This window comes from Kribbella sp. VKM Ac-2571, from assembly GCF_004362255.1.
Lineage (GTDB): Bacteria > Actinomycetota > Actinomycetes > Propionibacteriales > Kribbellaceae > Kribbella > Kribbella pratensis.
Map to the genome: position 1 here is coordinate 104,033 of NZ_SNWS01000021.1, position 14,505 is coordinate 118,537.

The 14,505-nt window shown below is 69.1% G+C and carries 12 protein-coding genes; 2 read left to right on the plus strand and 10 right to left on the minus strand.

From position 1 onward, the window contains the following. Window position 1: 1 nt before the first annotated feature. On the plus strand, window positions 2-499 hold the full coding sequence (locus EV651_RS35370) for a GNAT family N-acetyltransferase (RefSeq protein WP_133789612.1): 498 nt from the start codon (window positions 2-4) through the stop codon (window positions 497-499). 61 nt (window positions 500-560) lie between these two features. Here EV651_RS35370 and EV651_RS35375 read toward each other — a convergent pair whose 3' ends face one another. From EV651_RS35375 to hemL, 9 genes are all read right to left on the minus strand, one after another. After that, the gene (locus EV651_RS35375; RefSeq protein ID WP_133789613.1) at window positions 561-2,120 is read right to left on the minus strand and encodes an MFS transporter; all 1,560 of its coding nucleotides are present in this window, start codon (window positions 2,118-2,120) and stop codon (window positions 561-563) included. Between the two features lie 60 nt (window positions 2,121-2,180). Continuing rightward, complete coding sequence (locus tag EV651_RS35380) at window positions 2,181-2,783, minus strand: TetR-like C-terminal domain-containing protein (RefSeq protein ID WP_238157399.1); 603 nt, start codon at window positions 2,781-2,783, stop codon at window positions 2,181-2,183. 173 nt (window positions 2,784-2,956) lie between these two features. Beyond that, on the minus strand, window positions 2,957-3,208 hold the full coding sequence (locus EV651_RS35385) for a DUF4229 domain-containing protein (protein WP_133789614.1): 252 nt from the start codon (window positions 3,206-3,208) through the stop codon (window positions 2,957-2,959). Window position 3,209: 1 nt separating this feature from the next. Continuing rightward, entirely contained in the window at window positions 3,210-4,220 is a 1,011-nt protein-coding gene (ccsB, locus tag EV651_RS35390; protein ID WP_133789615.1) for a c-type cytochrome biogenesis protein CcsB, read from the minus strand. Further along, window positions 4,217-5,818 (minus strand): cytochrome c biogenesis protein ResB, encoded by a 1,602-nt coding sequence (locus tag EV651_RS35395; protein ID WP_370353918.1) that lies wholly within the window; start codon window positions 5,816-5,818, stop codon window positions 4,217-4,219. The genes ccsB and EV651_RS35395 overlap by 4 nt, the downstream gene beginning before the upstream one ends. Next, window positions 5,806-6,549, minus strand: a complete 744-nt coding sequence (locus tag EV651_RS35400; RefSeq protein WP_133789617.1) for a cytochrome c biogenesis CcdA family protein — start codon at window positions 6,547-6,549, stop codon at window positions 5,806-5,808. The genes EV651_RS35395 and EV651_RS35400 overlap by 13 nt, the downstream gene beginning before the upstream one ends. 18 nt (window positions 6,550-6,567) lie before the next feature. Next, window positions 6,568-7,128 (minus strand): TlpA disulfide reductase family protein, encoded by a 561-nt coding sequence (locus tag EV651_RS35405; RefSeq protein ID WP_133789618.1) that lies wholly within the window; start codon window positions 7,126-7,128, stop codon window positions 6,568-6,570. Next, entirely contained in the window at window positions 7,128-7,751 is a 624-nt protein-coding gene (locus EV651_RS35410) for a histidine phosphatase family protein (protein WP_238157408.1), read from the minus strand. Before EV651_RS35410 ends, EV651_RS35405 begins: the two co-directional genes overlap by 1 nt. A 37-nt stretch (window positions 7,752-7,788) precedes the next feature. Beyond that, the gene (hemL, locus tag EV651_RS35415; protein ID WP_133789620.1) at window positions 7,789-9,111 is read right to left on the minus strand and encodes a glutamate-1-semialdehyde 2,1-aminomutase; all 1,323 of its coding nucleotides are present in this window, start codon (window positions 9,109-9,111) and stop codon (window positions 7,789-7,791) included. Window positions 9,112-9,367: 256 nt separating this feature from the next. Here hemL and EV651_RS35420 point away from each other — a divergent pair, with 256 nt between their 5' ends. Further along, window positions 9,368-10,738, plus strand: coding sequence for a lytic murein transglycosylase (locus tag EV651_RS35420; RefSeq protein WP_133789621.1), 1,371 nt, complete (start codon window positions 9,368-9,370; stop codon window positions 10,736-10,738). Between the two features lie 102 nt (window positions 10,739-10,840). Here the strand turns inward: EV651_RS35420 and EV651_RS35425 are convergent, their stop codons facing one another. Beyond that, entirely contained in the window at window positions 10,841-14,494 is a 3,654-nt protein-coding gene (locus EV651_RS35425) for a S8 family peptidase (RefSeq protein ID WP_133789622.1), read from the minus strand. Between the last annotated feature and the right edge of the window lie 11 nt (window positions 14,495-14,505).

The following is a 14,505-nucleotide window of genomic DNA, read 5'->3' on the forward strand; positions in this document are numbered from 1 at the left end:
CATGATCGAACTGCAACAGATCGGGCCGGACGACTGGAAAGCCTGGCGGGAGCTGCGGCTGGCGGCACTGGAGGAAGCGCCGTTCGCCTTCGGGTCGCAGCTCGCGGACTGGGTCGACGCTCCTGAGGAACGCTGGCGGGAACGGCTCTCCGTACCCGACGCCTATCAGGTGATCGCCTCGATCGACGGTACGCCGGTAGGAATGGCCGGAGGCTTCCTCAATGAGCACAGCACCGGCGAGGACCCGCGGATCGCCGAGCTCGTCTCGATGTGGGTCGCACCCGCCGGCCGCGGCAAGGGCGTCGGCAACGCCCTGATGACCGCGATCGAGGACTGGGCCCGCGGCATCGGCGCCGGCACGCTGCAGCTGTCAGTTGTCCCGGACAACGACCCGGCGCACAACCTGTACCTGCGCCACGGGTACGTCGACACCGACGAGCCCGGCGACCTCATGCCAGACGGCGTACGCCGCGAACTTGTGATGCGCAAACAGCTGTAGAACGAACGAAGGGCCCGCTTCCCCCCTCCCGGGGAAGCGGGCCCTTCGAGTACTGCGGCGATCAGCCCATGTGGACGGGCTGGCCGTCGTTGGCCAGGTCCTTGTGCTTGATCGACAGGCCGACCAGCGTGATCAGGGCCGCGCCCAGCGCCAGGAACGCCGACCAGATGAACGCCCGGGTGAACCCGTGCGTCGTGGCGAGCGCCGTGAACTGCCCCTGCAGCTGCTTGATCTGCTCCGGTGACTGCCCGGACTCGGCCGCCTTCTGCAGGCCCGGAGCCAGCTCGGCGAACTTGTCCTTGATCGCGTTGGCGGAGATCGTGCCGAGCAGCGCCAGGCCGACCGCACCACCGATCTGCTGCACCGTGTTCAGTACGGCGGATCCGACGCCGGAGTCCTCGTCCCCGACCCCACTGACCGCGGTCAGCGTGAGCGGCACGAAGATCAGGCCCATCCCGAACGCCAGCACGAGGATGTACGGCAGCAGGTGGGTCCAGTACGTCGAGTCCACCTCGAGCCGGCTGAACCCGAACATGCCGGCCGACACCAGCACGCCGCCGGCGCCGGAGATCCAGCGCGGATCCATCCGCGCCACCAGCGTCGACGCGACCTGTGCGGCGGCCACGATGCCGAAGCTGAACGGCAGGAACGACAGACCGGTCTTGATCGCGCTGTAGCCCATGATGCTCTGCACGTAGATGCCGAGGAAGTAGAACATCGAGAACATCGCCGCGCCCACGATCAGCATCACGAAGAAGCTGACGCCACGGGTCCGGTTCGCGAGGATCCGGAACGGCATCAGCGCGTGCCGCGACCGGGCCTCGATGACGAGGAAGATCGCGATCAGCGCGAGCCCGCCGAAGATGAAGGCCAGCGTCGCCGCGTCACCCCAACCGTTCGAGCCCGCATGCGTCAGGCCGTAGACCAGCGAGGTCAGACCCACCGTGCCGGTGATGGCACCCGGAAGGTCGAACTTGCCGGTCTGCCGGGGCGACTCGCCCAGGAACCGGAACGCCAGCACTGCCACGATCAGGCCGATCGGCGTGTTGATGAAGAAGGTCCAGCGCCAGGACGCCTCGGTCAGCGCGCCACCGAGGATCAGCCCGACCGCCGCGCCGGCCCCGGACATGGCGGCGTACACACCCATCGCGCGGTTGCGCTCCTTCCCGGCCGGGAAGGTGGTGGTGATCAGAGCGAGCGCGTTCGGCGAGGCCGCCGCGGCCGCGAGGCCCTGCAGGATCCGGCTGGCCAGCAGCACGCCCTCACTCTGGGCGATACCGCCGACGAGCGACGCCAGGCCGAACAGCACGACGCCGAAGACGAACACCTTGCGGCGGCCGAGGATGTCCCCGATCCGGCCGCCCAGCAGCAGCAGGCCTCCGAACGCCAGCGCGTAGGCGTTGACCACCCACGGCAGCGACGCGTTGCTGAAGCCGAGCGCGTCCTTGATGTGCGGCAGCGCGATGTTCACGATGGTGCCGTCCAGCACCACCATCAGCTGCGCCATGCAGATCAGCGCGAGCGCGATACCGAGATTGCGGTGGCCGTGCGCGCCGGCCACGGTCTCAGCGTCGACCGGCCGGCCCTCCGGCGGATCGGCGTTGATGACTTCTTCGGACATGGATTATTTCCCCTCTTGGGCAGACTTGCCTGGTTGAATCGCGGACCGGCCCCTCACCGGTCAGCTCACCTGCGACCCCCGCGCCGCAGGCAGGATCACGTTGTCGATCACTCGGAGGATCAGTTCGTCGGTCGGCTCGATGCCGAGGACATAGGCGTGGTGGACGATGACCGCGGGCAGCGTCGTCGAGAGCAGATCGACGTCGACGTCGGCGCCGATCTCACCGCGCTCGACCGCCCGTTCGAACACCTTGCGGGTCAGCTCCAGCCGCGGCGCGAGGAACCGCTCACGGAAAGCCTTCTGCAGATCGGCGTCGCGGTGCAGGGCGGTGATCAGGCCGGCGATCACCGACATCGGCATCTCGTCGGTGAAACCGCCGTCGCCGCAGGACATCGAGATCAGGTCGCCGCGGAGGCTGCCGGTGTCGACCTCTTCCGGCATCGGGCAGCCCTTGGCCCGGCTGATCGCGTCCACGACCAGCTCGGCCTTGGTGGACCAGCGCCGGTACAGCGTGGCCTTGCTGGCCTTCGCCGCCGTCGCCACCGCGTCCATGGTCAGCCGGTCGTAGCCGAGCTCGGCCACCACCGCCACGGTCGCGTCGAGGATCTCGTCCTCACGCCCGCCTTCGACCCGCGGCCGCTGCCGCACGCCTGCTGCCTCCACGATCATCACCCTGAGTAGCTAATACACCACGGATAGAACGAAACGGTTCCGTTTCATCCACCACGGTACGACTCATGTGAAGGAGTGCACAAATGATTTTGCGAGGAATTCGCTGATGGCATAGATCACTCTCCGTACCAGTCGACTACTGGTACGGCGGGATCAAGCAGGACTTACTCGTCGTCCTCGGCGGAGCGGGCCTGCTCGAGGCGGGTGGAGATCTTGGCGGCGCGGGTCTCGATCTTGCCGGCCAGGCGGTCGCGGGCGGCACGGAGGACGAAGATCGACAGGATGGACGAGACGATCAGGGCCAGCAGGGCGATCGGCCAGATCGACAGCCACGTACGCAGGGCGATCCAGAGCACCGCCAGGCAGACGGCGAACAGGGCCGCCCGCAGGCCGGTGTAGATCCCGAACTCCTTCATGTCAGACCCCGGCGTAGGAGTGCAGGCCGGAGACCAGCAGGTTCACCCCGACGAAGTTGAAGATGAAGACGAACCAGCCGACGATCGCGATCTTCGCGGCTCCGCTCCCCCGCCAGCCGGCGGTCGCGCGGGCGTGCAGGTAGGCGGCGTACACCACCCAGGTCACCAGCGACCAGACCTCCTTGGGGTCCCAGCCCCAGTACCGGCCCCAGGCGTGCTCGGCCCAGATCGGCCCGGCCACCAGCACCCCGAACGTCCACAGCGGGAACGCGAACGCCAGCACCTTGTACGCCGTACCGTCCATCGCCTCGGCGCTCGGAAGCCGGCGCAGCGATGCCGCCATCGTGCCGCCGGCCAGGGCACGGCGTTCGGCGCGGGCCTTGACCAGGTACAGCACGGAGAGCAGGCCGCCGACGGTGAACGCACCGCCGGAGATCGCGGCCGCGGACACGTGGATCACCAGCCAGTACGAGTGCAGCGCCGGAACCAGCGGACCGGCCGGCGTGTAGAGCGCGAGCGTCGCCAGACCGAGGACCGCGGCGACCACGAACGTCACACCGAGCCCGAGGTACTGCAGCTTGTAGCGCTGCACGAAGATCAGGTACACGATCGCCACCGCGAGTGACGCCGTGATGGAGAACTCGTACATGTTCCCCCACGGCACGCGCCCGGCCGCGAGTCCACGCGTCACCACACCGCCCAGGTGCAGCACGAAGGCCAACCAGGTCAGCAGCAGCCCGATCCGGCTCGCCGCATCAAGCCGCTCACTCGACGCCGGCTCCGCAGCAGCTGGCTCCTCAACAGCGGGAACATCAGGTACGTCGCCAACGCCGCCGGAGACTGCTGCGCCGTCAGACGCGACCAGCACCTCCTCCTTCACCGCAACGGTCTTCGCGACCGCGGCACGACCGAGGGCCCACTCCATCGCGTGGGAAACCATGGCGAGGGCGTAGATCACCGTCGCCGTCGGAATCAGCAAGTTGGAGACTTGCGCGTACGTCTCCGGGCTCATGGCTGCTCCTGGGTGCTCGAGCTGGCGGGTTTCAAAGCTGTGGTGATGGCCTGGATCTCGTCACCGAGGCCGCGCTCGGGGCCGCGGTCCAGACCGGCGACCTCGACAACGGTACGCCCGTCCTCTTCCCCGACCCGCACCCAGGTACGGCGCGGATGCACGAACAGCGAACCCATCAGGCCGAGGATCGCCAGCGAGATGCCCGCCAGCGCGAGACCCGTCCCCGGGGTGTGGCTGATCTGCAGCTTCACCCAGCGGCTGTAGCCGTCGAACGTGATCGACCCGGCCTTGTCCGGCAGCTGGGCGCTCTGCCCCGGCGCGAGCTGGAGCCGCCACTTGTCGCCGTTCGTCTGCTGGAACTGCGTCAGCTTCGACTTGTCCAGCTGGTACACCGACTCCGGCTTCCCGGTCTCCGGCTGCGGCCGGCCGTAGTACCCGGTCATCACCAGCTCCGGGTTCAGGTCGTCGGGAAACACCGAAACGGGCCCGTTCGGACCGATGTACGCGGTCGGCAGGAAGAAGCCTTCGAACCCGAGCGTCTCCGGTCGCGCGTCCGGCGCCTTGATCACCCCGAACGACGAGAAGTTGCTGTCCTGCGGCAGGAACGGCGCCGGGCCGGAAAACGCGACATTTCCCTGTCCGTCCTTCACGGTGACCCGCGGTGCGTACCCGTGGCCGAGCAGGTAGACGCTGCTCCCGTCCAGCTTCAGCGGGTGGTTGACCTCGAGCAGGTACGACTTCTCCGGCGCGTCCGGCGTCTGCTGGTAATCCAGCTGCGCCTTGAACTCCCGCGCCGCGCCCTTCTGCGGACCGTCCTCCTGGAACTTCGCCTCGAAGTCCTTCACGGTCAGCGAGAACGGCGGCAGGTCGTCGTCCCCGCTGAACGCGCGTCCCGGCGTGAAGTCGTCGTACTGCGCGACGGAGTTGGCGAACCCGTTGCCCACGACAACCAGTACGGTGCCGCGGTAGCCGAACAGCGAACCCCAGGCGACCCCGACGAGCGCCAGGATCAGCGAGAAGTGGAAGAGCAGGTTGCCGGCCTCGCGCAGGTATCCACGCTCCGCGCCGACCGCTCCGTCGTACGACTGCACCCGGAAGCGGCGTCTCCGGAGCTCGCGGGTCGCGACCTCGATGACGTCGCCGGCTTCGGCGAGCTCGAAGCGCTGGTACCCGGGCAGCCGGTTCAGGTTCCGCGGCGGCTTCGGCGGCCTGGCCCGCAAGCCCTTCACGTACACGGACAGCCGCGGTACGACGCAGCCGATCAGCGAGATGAACAGCAACAGGTAGATCGCCGAGAACCACGCGGACTTGTAGACGTCGAACAGCCCGAGCTTGTCGTAGAGCGGCCCGAGCGTCTTGTGCGCGGCGAGGAAGTCCGAGACCTTGATCGGGTCGATCGGCGTCTGCGGGACGAGCGACCCCGGCACCGCGCCGAGCGCGAGCAGGAACAGCAGCACCAGCGCGGTCTTCATCGACGTCAGCTGCCGCCAGGTCCAGCGCAGCCAGCCGACCAGGCCGAGCGCGGGCGGTCCGGACGGTTCCTCCGGGCCCGACGCGGCGGCGATCCGGTCCTTGATTTCAGTCATCAGACCGCCGATCCGAAGTTGGCGACCCACTGCCGCAGGTCCGCGGTCATCGCATCCCACACTCCCGTCAGCAGCAGCAGTCCCACCGCGATCATCAGTACGCCGCCGATCCTGATCACCAGCAGCTGGTGCTTGCGGACCCACGCCACCGCGGACAGCATCCGCCGGAACGCCAGCGCTGCCACGATGAACGGAATCCCCAACCCGAGGCTGAACACCAGTGCGAGCGTCGCCCCGCGCCCGGTGCTGCCCTCGGTGGTGGCCAGCGTCATCACGGTCCCGAGCGTCGGCCCGATACACGGCGTCCACCCGAATCCGAACAGTACGCCGAGCAGCGGCGCGGCCGCGATCCCGACCGCCGGGACCCGGTGCACCCGCAGATCCTTCTGCAGGAACCCGAACCCGCCGAGGAAGACGAGACCCAGTACGACGGTCAGGCCGCCGAGGACCCGCGTGATCGTCGTCTGGTGGTCGATGAGCAGGTCGCCCGCCTTGCCGAACACGACGCCGGTGAGGATGAACACCGCCGAGAACCCGGCGACGAACAACGCCGTACCGGCGAGCATCCGGCCGCGCTTGTCCGAGCCGAGCTCAGCCGCGGACAGACCGGTGACGTAGGACAGGTAGCCGGGCAGCAGCGGTACGACGCACGGCGAGAAGAACGAGATCGCACCGGCCAGCACCGCGATCGGCAGTGCGACCAGCATCGAACCCGTCATCGAGTCGGCGAACCACTGTCCCATTAGCTCAACCGGCGCCAGTTATCGAGCATCAGCGACCATTCCGAGCAGCGTCTGCTTCGTGACTTCGCCGACGACGCGTCCCGCGACCTTGCCGTCCTTGTCGATCACCAGCGTGGTCGGGATGGCCTTCGGGGAGATCTGGCCGCGGAACCGCAGCAGCGCCTTGCCGTTCGGGTCGTAGATGCTCGGGAACGGGACGTCGAACTCCTGCACGAACTTCTTCGCCTGCGCCGGGTCGAGGTCGCGGGTGTTCAGTCCGATGAACTGCACCCCGGACCCGAGTTCCTTCGACGCCGCGACCAGCTCGGGTGCTTCCTTGCGGCACGGCGGGCACCACGAACCCCACACGTTCAGTACGACGACCTTGCCGGTCTGCTCGGACAGCGTCCAGGTCTTGCCGTCGAGCGTTTTCCCGGTGAGCTCCGGCGCCGCCTTCCGATCGCCGGCCGCGAACGTCGACACGTTGCCGTTGCCGCTGACGAATCCCGACTGGCCCTGGCGGTTCTGCGCCGCCTGCTGACCGGAGCTGCACCCCGCGACGAGGAGCACTCCGGCGACCAGCAACGCTGTACGACGCATCACGCCCCTCCGACGAACTTCTTCGGGTTTTTCACGGGAAGTAGGTCTTTCGCCGGCTCCGAGTACCCAACGGACACGATCTGCTCACCGTGGAAGGTGAACGAGGTCAGGCTGGCCAGGCTGCACTGGCGCTTGCGCGGGTCGTGGAACATCCGGCGGCCCTCGATCGCGGACCGGACGATCCAGATCGGCAGCTGGTGCGACACGATCAGCGCCTCGTGCCCGGCGGCCTTCTGCCGGGCGGTCTCGATCGCGTCCCGCATCCGGCGTACCAGCTGCTGGTACGGCTCACCCCAGGACGGCTTCCACGGGTTCCGCAGCAGCCACCAGGCGCTCGGGTTCCGCAGCGCGCCGTCGCCGACGCCGAACTTCTTGCCCTCGAACAGGTTCGCCGCCTCGATCACCCGCTCGTCGATGTCCGGCGTGAGGCCGAACACGTTGGCGATCGGCTCTATCGTCTCCTGGGCCCGCTCCAGCGGGGAGCTGACCAGGTGCACGATGTCGCGGCCCTTGACGTGCTCGGCCACCCGATCGGCCATCGCGCGGCCGAGCTCGGACAGGTGGAAGTCGGGGATCCGGCCGTAGAGCACGCCGGTCGGGTTGTGCACCTCGCCGTGACGCATCAGGTGCACGACCGTCGTTTCGGTCACCACTGTCCCTTCAGTTCTCTACGGCCGCCGCCGCCCGAGCGGCGGGTGCCAGGGCGGACTCGAGCTCGGCCAGCGCGTCGTCGTCGATCGCCGCGCTGACGAACCAGGCCTCGAACGCGCTCGGTGGCAGGTAGACACCGGCGTCCAGCATGGCATGGAAGAACGCCGTGAACCGGGGCAGCACCTGGGCGTTGGCTCCGGCGAAGTCCCGGATCTCGGCAGGTCCCTCCGAGGACTCCACGAAGAAGACGCTGAAGAGGTTCCCGGCCGCGGAGATGACGTGCGGCACACCTTCCTTGTCCAGCGCGGTCGACACCAGGCGCTGGATGGTGAGCGAGGTCTCGTCGAGCTTGGCGTAGACCTCGTCGGTCGCCAGCCGCAGCGTGGTCAGACCGGCGGTCGTGGCGATCGGGTTCCCGGACAGCGTGCCGGCCTGGTAGACCGAGCCCTCCGGCGCGAGGTGGGACATGACATCGGCGCGGCCGCCGAACGCCGCGGCCGGGAAGCCGCCGCCCATCACCTTGCCGAACGTCATCAGGTCCGGCCGGACGCCGTCGACGCCGTACCAGCCCGAGCGGGTGATCCGGAAGCCGGTCATGACCTCGTCGGAAATGAAAAGTGCACCGTTTTCCGTGCAGATCCGGGCGAGGAACGCGTTGAAGTCGTCCCGCGGCGGAACGACGCCCATGTTGCCGGGCGACGCCTCGGTGATCACGGCCGCGATCTGGTCGCCGTACTGCGCGAACGCGGCGGCGACCGCGGCCTGGTCGTTGTACGGCAGCACGATCGTGTCCGCGGTGGTGGCCTCGGTGACTCCCGGCGTACCGGGAATGCCCAGCGTGAGGACGCCGGAACCGGCCTGGGCCAGCAGTGCGTCCACATGGCCGTGGTAGCAGCCGGCGAACTTCACGATCTTGGCGCGCCCGGTGAACCCGCGGGCGAGTCGGAGCGCGGACATCGTCGCCTCGGTCCCGGACGACACCAGCCGGACCTTGTCCACCGGTGTTCGCGCGACGATCTCCTCGCCGAGCAGGACCTCGGTCTCGGTCGGCGTGCCGTACGACGTACCCCGGGCGACCGCGGCCTGGACGGCGGCGATCACCTCCGGGTGAGCGTGTCCGAGCAGCAGCGGGCCCCAGGAGGAGACCAGGTCGAGATAGCGGTTGCCGTCGACGTCGGTCATGTGACATCCGTCACCGGAGGCCATGAAACGCGGTACGCCGCCGACGGCGCGGAACGCGCGGACCGGAGAGTTGACCCCACCCGGGGTCACCGTGGAGGCTCGGGCGAAGAGTTCGGCGGAGTGTTCAGTGTGTGCGGGCACGACGGCCATTCTCCCCTGCCGGTTCGGCGCCCTGATCGGCAGGGAGGGCGAATTTCAGGTCCTGATCGACCCCAAGGGGTTCACAGGCGCTTTGTTACGCGCCAGTATGGATACCCGGTGACCGCACGTACACGGTCTGCGTCCGACGCGTAACCCACGCAACGGGGCGGACGTTAGACCTATTACGACGGCAACCGAGAAAGACACAAAGACTGTCCGCTGCGTGGGGCCGGACCGGTCGATGAGTCACGGAGGGGAATCATCGATGGCGAAGGGCAAGCGCCGCGCCACGGGTAGCGGCTGGCGTCAGGTGGCGCCGCTGATCCCGCTGGCGCTGTTCGCGAGCGCGTTCACCGTCAGTGCCACGGACGACCCCGCGATCGCCACGGCGTCGCTGGACAACGGTCTGTCCGGAGGCAACCCGGTCGTCGTACCGAAGCAGCCGATCGCCTTCCCGGCCAATGTGCCGGTGCCGGGTGTCGTCGGCCACGGAGTCGACCCTGGTGAGCAACCGACGCAAGTGGTCTCCGGACTGTCCCGCAACGGCATCCCGAACGCCGCGCTGAAGGCGTACTCCCGGGCCCAGCAGGTGCTGGCTCAGGCAGACCCGACGTGCCACTTGCCGTGGACCCTGGTGGCCGCGATCGGCCGGGTCGAGTCCAACCACGGCCGCTTCGGCGGCAACTCGCTGAACTCGCAGGGCGTCGCGGTGCCGGGCATCTTCGGCCCGCGGCTGGACGGTTCGTCCGGGACGGCCCGGATCTCCGACTCGGACGCGGGTTCGTTCGACGGTGACGGCGCGTTCGACCGCGCGGTCGGCCCGATGCAGTTCATCCCCGGCACCTGGCGAGCCATGGGAGTGGACGGCGACGGCGACGGCGTGCGGAACCCGCAGGACATCGACGACGCGGCGATGTCGACCGGGGTCTATCTCTGCTCGGGCACGACCGACCTGTCCAAGGCCGGTGACCTGAACGCCGCGGTCCTGCGCTACAACCACTCGCAGCAGTACGTCGACCTGGTGGTCAGCATCGCGAAGGCGTATGCCGGCGGCAGCTGGATCGCGGTCGGCAACGGCACCGCGGGTGACGACGTGGACGAGGCAGGCGACCAGATCGACGACCCGACCATCGACGCCCCGTCGGACAAGGACCTGCCGAAGTCGATCGACATCCCGACGCCCACCGCGACAGCGACGCCGACTCCGATACTGACCGACGAGCGGGACGGCAACCGGCCGACGGACCGGCCGACCGCGACACCGACGGCAACGCCGAGCAGCCGGCCGACGGCGAAACCGACGACGGCCAGGCCGACCACCTCGAAGCCGACCACGGCCAAGCCGACGGTTCCGACCACGACCACGCAGAAGCCGGGTCTCACCAGCCTGACGACGGCCGTCGGGGTCATCGTCGGCACGGCGGGCAGCACGCTGGCCGAGCTGCAGAAGGCCACGACGTACTGCCAGTCCGAGATGGCGAAGGTGACGATCACCAAGCCGACCCAGACCCAGTTGCAGAACTGCGTGACCGCCTACCAGACCGGTGGCGCCAAGGCGGTCGACCAGGTCATCCGCGGCCTGCTGTCGGCCCTCGGGCTGCTGGGCATCCTCGGTGGAGGCATCCTCGGGAGCTGATCCCCACTGGACCGGCGCGCCAGCCCCCACCCCTCCCTTGGCGCGCCCTTGGCGACGCCACGAAGCAATCCCCCCGGCTTCGTGGCGTCGCTCTTTTAACGTTCAGCTGGCCCAGGCGCGGTCGATCGTCTGGGTGATGCTGTTGCCGATCAGGTCCGTCGCGGTCACCCGGATGCTCGGGTACGCACCGGCCGGTACCTGGGCGCGGAGCGTGCCGGTCCCGCGGAGCGACAGCTTCGTCCAGGTCTTCCCGTCGTACGAGATCTCGGCCGTGGTCCGGAAGATCCCGGCGCCGCGCACACCCGGCTGGTAGCGCGGGGTGAGCTCGAGCCAGCCGTTGGCGTGCTTGTAGTCGACCTGGACGAGCGGCAGCACCGCCCGGCTCTTGGACGGCACCGAGAGGAAATGCCACCGGGTGTGCGTCGAGGTCGAGGTCTTCGCCCAGCTGTTCGGGCCGCGCTGCTGGTCCAGCGTGAGGTCGTACCAGGCGGCGCGTTCCGGGACGGTGAACTGTGCGACCGACCAGTTCTTGCTACCCAGTTCGACGCCGTTGCTGCTCAGCTTCATGCTCGTCACGTCGCCGCGGTCGGCCCAGCCGAACGTGGTCCGGTCGCCGCTCACGTACTGCGGAATCGCGATCCGCAGCGCGTTCTCGAACCGCGCCGGCGGCCAGCCCTGCGCCTCGTCACCCGGAGCATCCGACAACCCCGGTACGGCGGGACGCGTGATCGACTCCCACCAACCGCGCGTGACCTGCTCGCCCGGCCGGTAGGACCGCGCGATCGTGGCCTCGAAGCCGGTCTCGTTCCACTCCCCCGCAGACGTCTTCTCGTCCCAGGTGACGCCCTTCTGGTCGGTGACGAGGTAGTCGGTCCGCTTCACCGCACCGGCCACCAGACGGGACGCCGACAGCCCGGTCGAGATGCCCGGAAGGTGGGCGACCCGCTGGTCCCGGTGCAGCCAGAAAGCGTCGTTCTGCTGGAAGTCCGTCGTCACCACGGCCGGGCGCATCTTCGCGACGTCGTACGTCAGTCCTCCCTTCACGACCGACGGGCCGAGCGCGACGTCGTACCGGTAGGTGCTGTCGAGCAGACCGTTCAGCTGCACGAACTGCGGGCCCTTCGCCAGCTCGGCGAGCAACTGCTTGCCCTGCTCGGATCGCAGCAGGTAGAGCGGGACGCCCTGATCGCTACCGGTCGACCAGAAGCCGGGTGCTTCGTTGTAGAGGAACACCACCTTGGCGCCGGCGGCCTTCGCGGCCTTGACCTGTGCGGTCGTCTTGTCGAAGCCGCCCCATCGGATCAGCACGGCGGTGTCCTTGGCGCCGGTCAGCTCGGCCGCGGTGCCGTCGCCACCGTTGTAGAGCGGGAGTTTCGCGTTGCCGACGTACACCGTCCGGGACGACCCCTCGGCCGGTGTGGCCAGCCGCACGCCGTTGATGTCGACGGTCAGCTTCGGCTGCGCGAGATCCCAGCGCTGCACGACCTGGAAGGTGCCGTTGGCAACCTTTCCGAAGTCCTGGACGTAGACGCCGTCGGCGACCCGGCCGTTGTACGCCCAGCCGGAGACCGCGTCCCGGTCCCCGACCTTGCGGTGCCAGGCGATCCCGATGCTCTGCGCGTCGGCCGGTCGCGGCGTCTTGACGGTCACCTTGTGCGCGGTCCGGGCGTCGAACGTGAACGTCCGGTCGCTGCCGATCCACTCGTCCGGATCGCCGAGCAGCGTGATCGAGTTCGCCCAGTTCGCCTCGTCGCCGCCGACGGCGTACGCCATCACGCTGTAGCGGCCGGTCGGTACGTCGAGTGTGCGGCTGCCCGTCTCGTCGAACGCGATCGCGTTGACGTCGCCGGTGTCCTGGTTCCACAGCTGCACGCCGCTCGCACCGGCCTTGGTGGTGGCGGGCTGTCCGTCGCGCCCGATCGCCTTCACGGTCACCTGGTTCAGCCGCCCACCGGCCGCGAACCCGAGGCCGGTCCGGTACGACGTGGCGCCGGCGCGGGCCGTCAGCACACCGGAGTACTTGGAGGGCTGGGTCTTCGCGAGGTCGAGGGTGACCGTCGCGGACCCGGTACCACCGGCGGGGATGGTCAGCCGGGCCGGGCTCACCGTCAGCCCGGCCTCCACCCCCGCCGGAGACTGTGCGTCGACCGAGAGCGTGAGCGTCACCGATCGCTTCGAGTTGTTGCTGTAGGCAACGGTGCGGGTAACCGGCGCGGGGGCGGCCGGGCCGGTCCAGGACAGGTCACCGAAGAACAGGTTGGCGGTGTCCGGGAGGACCGACGGGTCGAGCGCGTTCGGGATGTCGATCCGGCCGAGGCCCTGCTGGTCGGTGCGGGCGCCGGCGGACGGGACAGCCGTCGAGGCGAGTGCGGCCTTCAGCTGCGGGCCGGTCCAGTCGGGGTGCCGTTGCGCGAGGATCGCGGCCGCCCCGGCGACGTGCGGCGTCGCCATCGACGTACCGCTCATGGCTGTGTAGTACTGGCCGAGGACGTGGCCCTGCTCGGTGCCGGCAGCGCGCGCGGCGGCGATCTCCACGCCGGGGGCAGTCACCTCAGGCTTCAGGGCGCCGTCGCCGACGCGCGGACCGCGGCTGGAGAAGTTCGCGAGGCTGTTGTCCCGGTCGACCGCGCCGACGGTCAGCGCCTCGGACGCGGCGCCGGGCGATCCGACGGTTTCCTCGGCGCCGGAGTTGCCGGCCGCGATCACGAACAGCGCGCCGCTCGACTTCGACAACCGGTCGACGGCCTCGCTCATCGGGTCGGTGCCGTCGGACGGCCAGCCGCCGAGGCTCATGCTGACGACCTTCGCGCCCTGCTGGACGGCCCACTCCATGCCGGCGATCGCCTCGGAGTCGTAGCCGCCGCCGCTGTTGTCGAGAACCTTGCCGATCAGCAGTTCCGAGCCGGGCGCCACACCCTTCCGCTTGCCGTCGGACGCCGTACCGAGACCGGCGACGATCGACGCGGTGTGCGTGCCGTGTCCGTGCAGATCCTGGACCGCCTCGTCGGGCACGAAGCTCTCCGCCGCGACGACCTGCTTGGCGAGGTCGGGGTGGCCGGCGTCGTACCCGGTGTCGAGGACGGCGACCTTCACCCCGTGGCCGTCGTACCCCTGCTTCCAGGCGGTCGGGGCGCCGATCTGCTTCGTGGACTGGTCGAGGGTCGCGTGGGTGCGGCCGTCGAGCCAGATCTTCGTGACCTGGCTGGACTTGAAGGTGGTCGGGCCGCTGATGCCGTCCCAGAACGTCTTCGCGTCGGCCTTCTGCACAGTCACCGCGGTGCTTCCGACGCTGTCGAGAGTACGGCGGTACGTCGCAGCAGCCGGCGTACTCGGCGCGCTGCGGAGGGTGGCGGGCGCGGTGAGGAGGAGGGGAAGGCTAGCGTTGCTGGCGTCGTCGTACCCCTGCGCCGCCAGCTCGGTCAGGTTGAAGAGGCGCTTGTCGAGGCGTCCCGCGGAGAGCAGCGGGTAGGCGTCGGCCGGGACCAGGGTGAGGTCTCCGTCGAAGGTGCCGAAGTAGTACGGCTCGTCATCGAGCAGGCGGGCCGAGACCTGGCCGTTGGAACTGGTGGTCAGCTCGGCGACGTCGCCGGTGACGAGGGTGATCCGCTTGCTGCTCGCGCCGGGCATCGGGTTGCTTGCCGTAGGCCCGGCCGGTGTGTCGGGCGGGCCGGCATTCGCCGTGGTGGTCGTCAGCAGCAGGGAACCGGCGACCACCACGGCGAGCAGGCCGGCCGCGGACCGGGACATTCGAGACATCACAGGGGGAA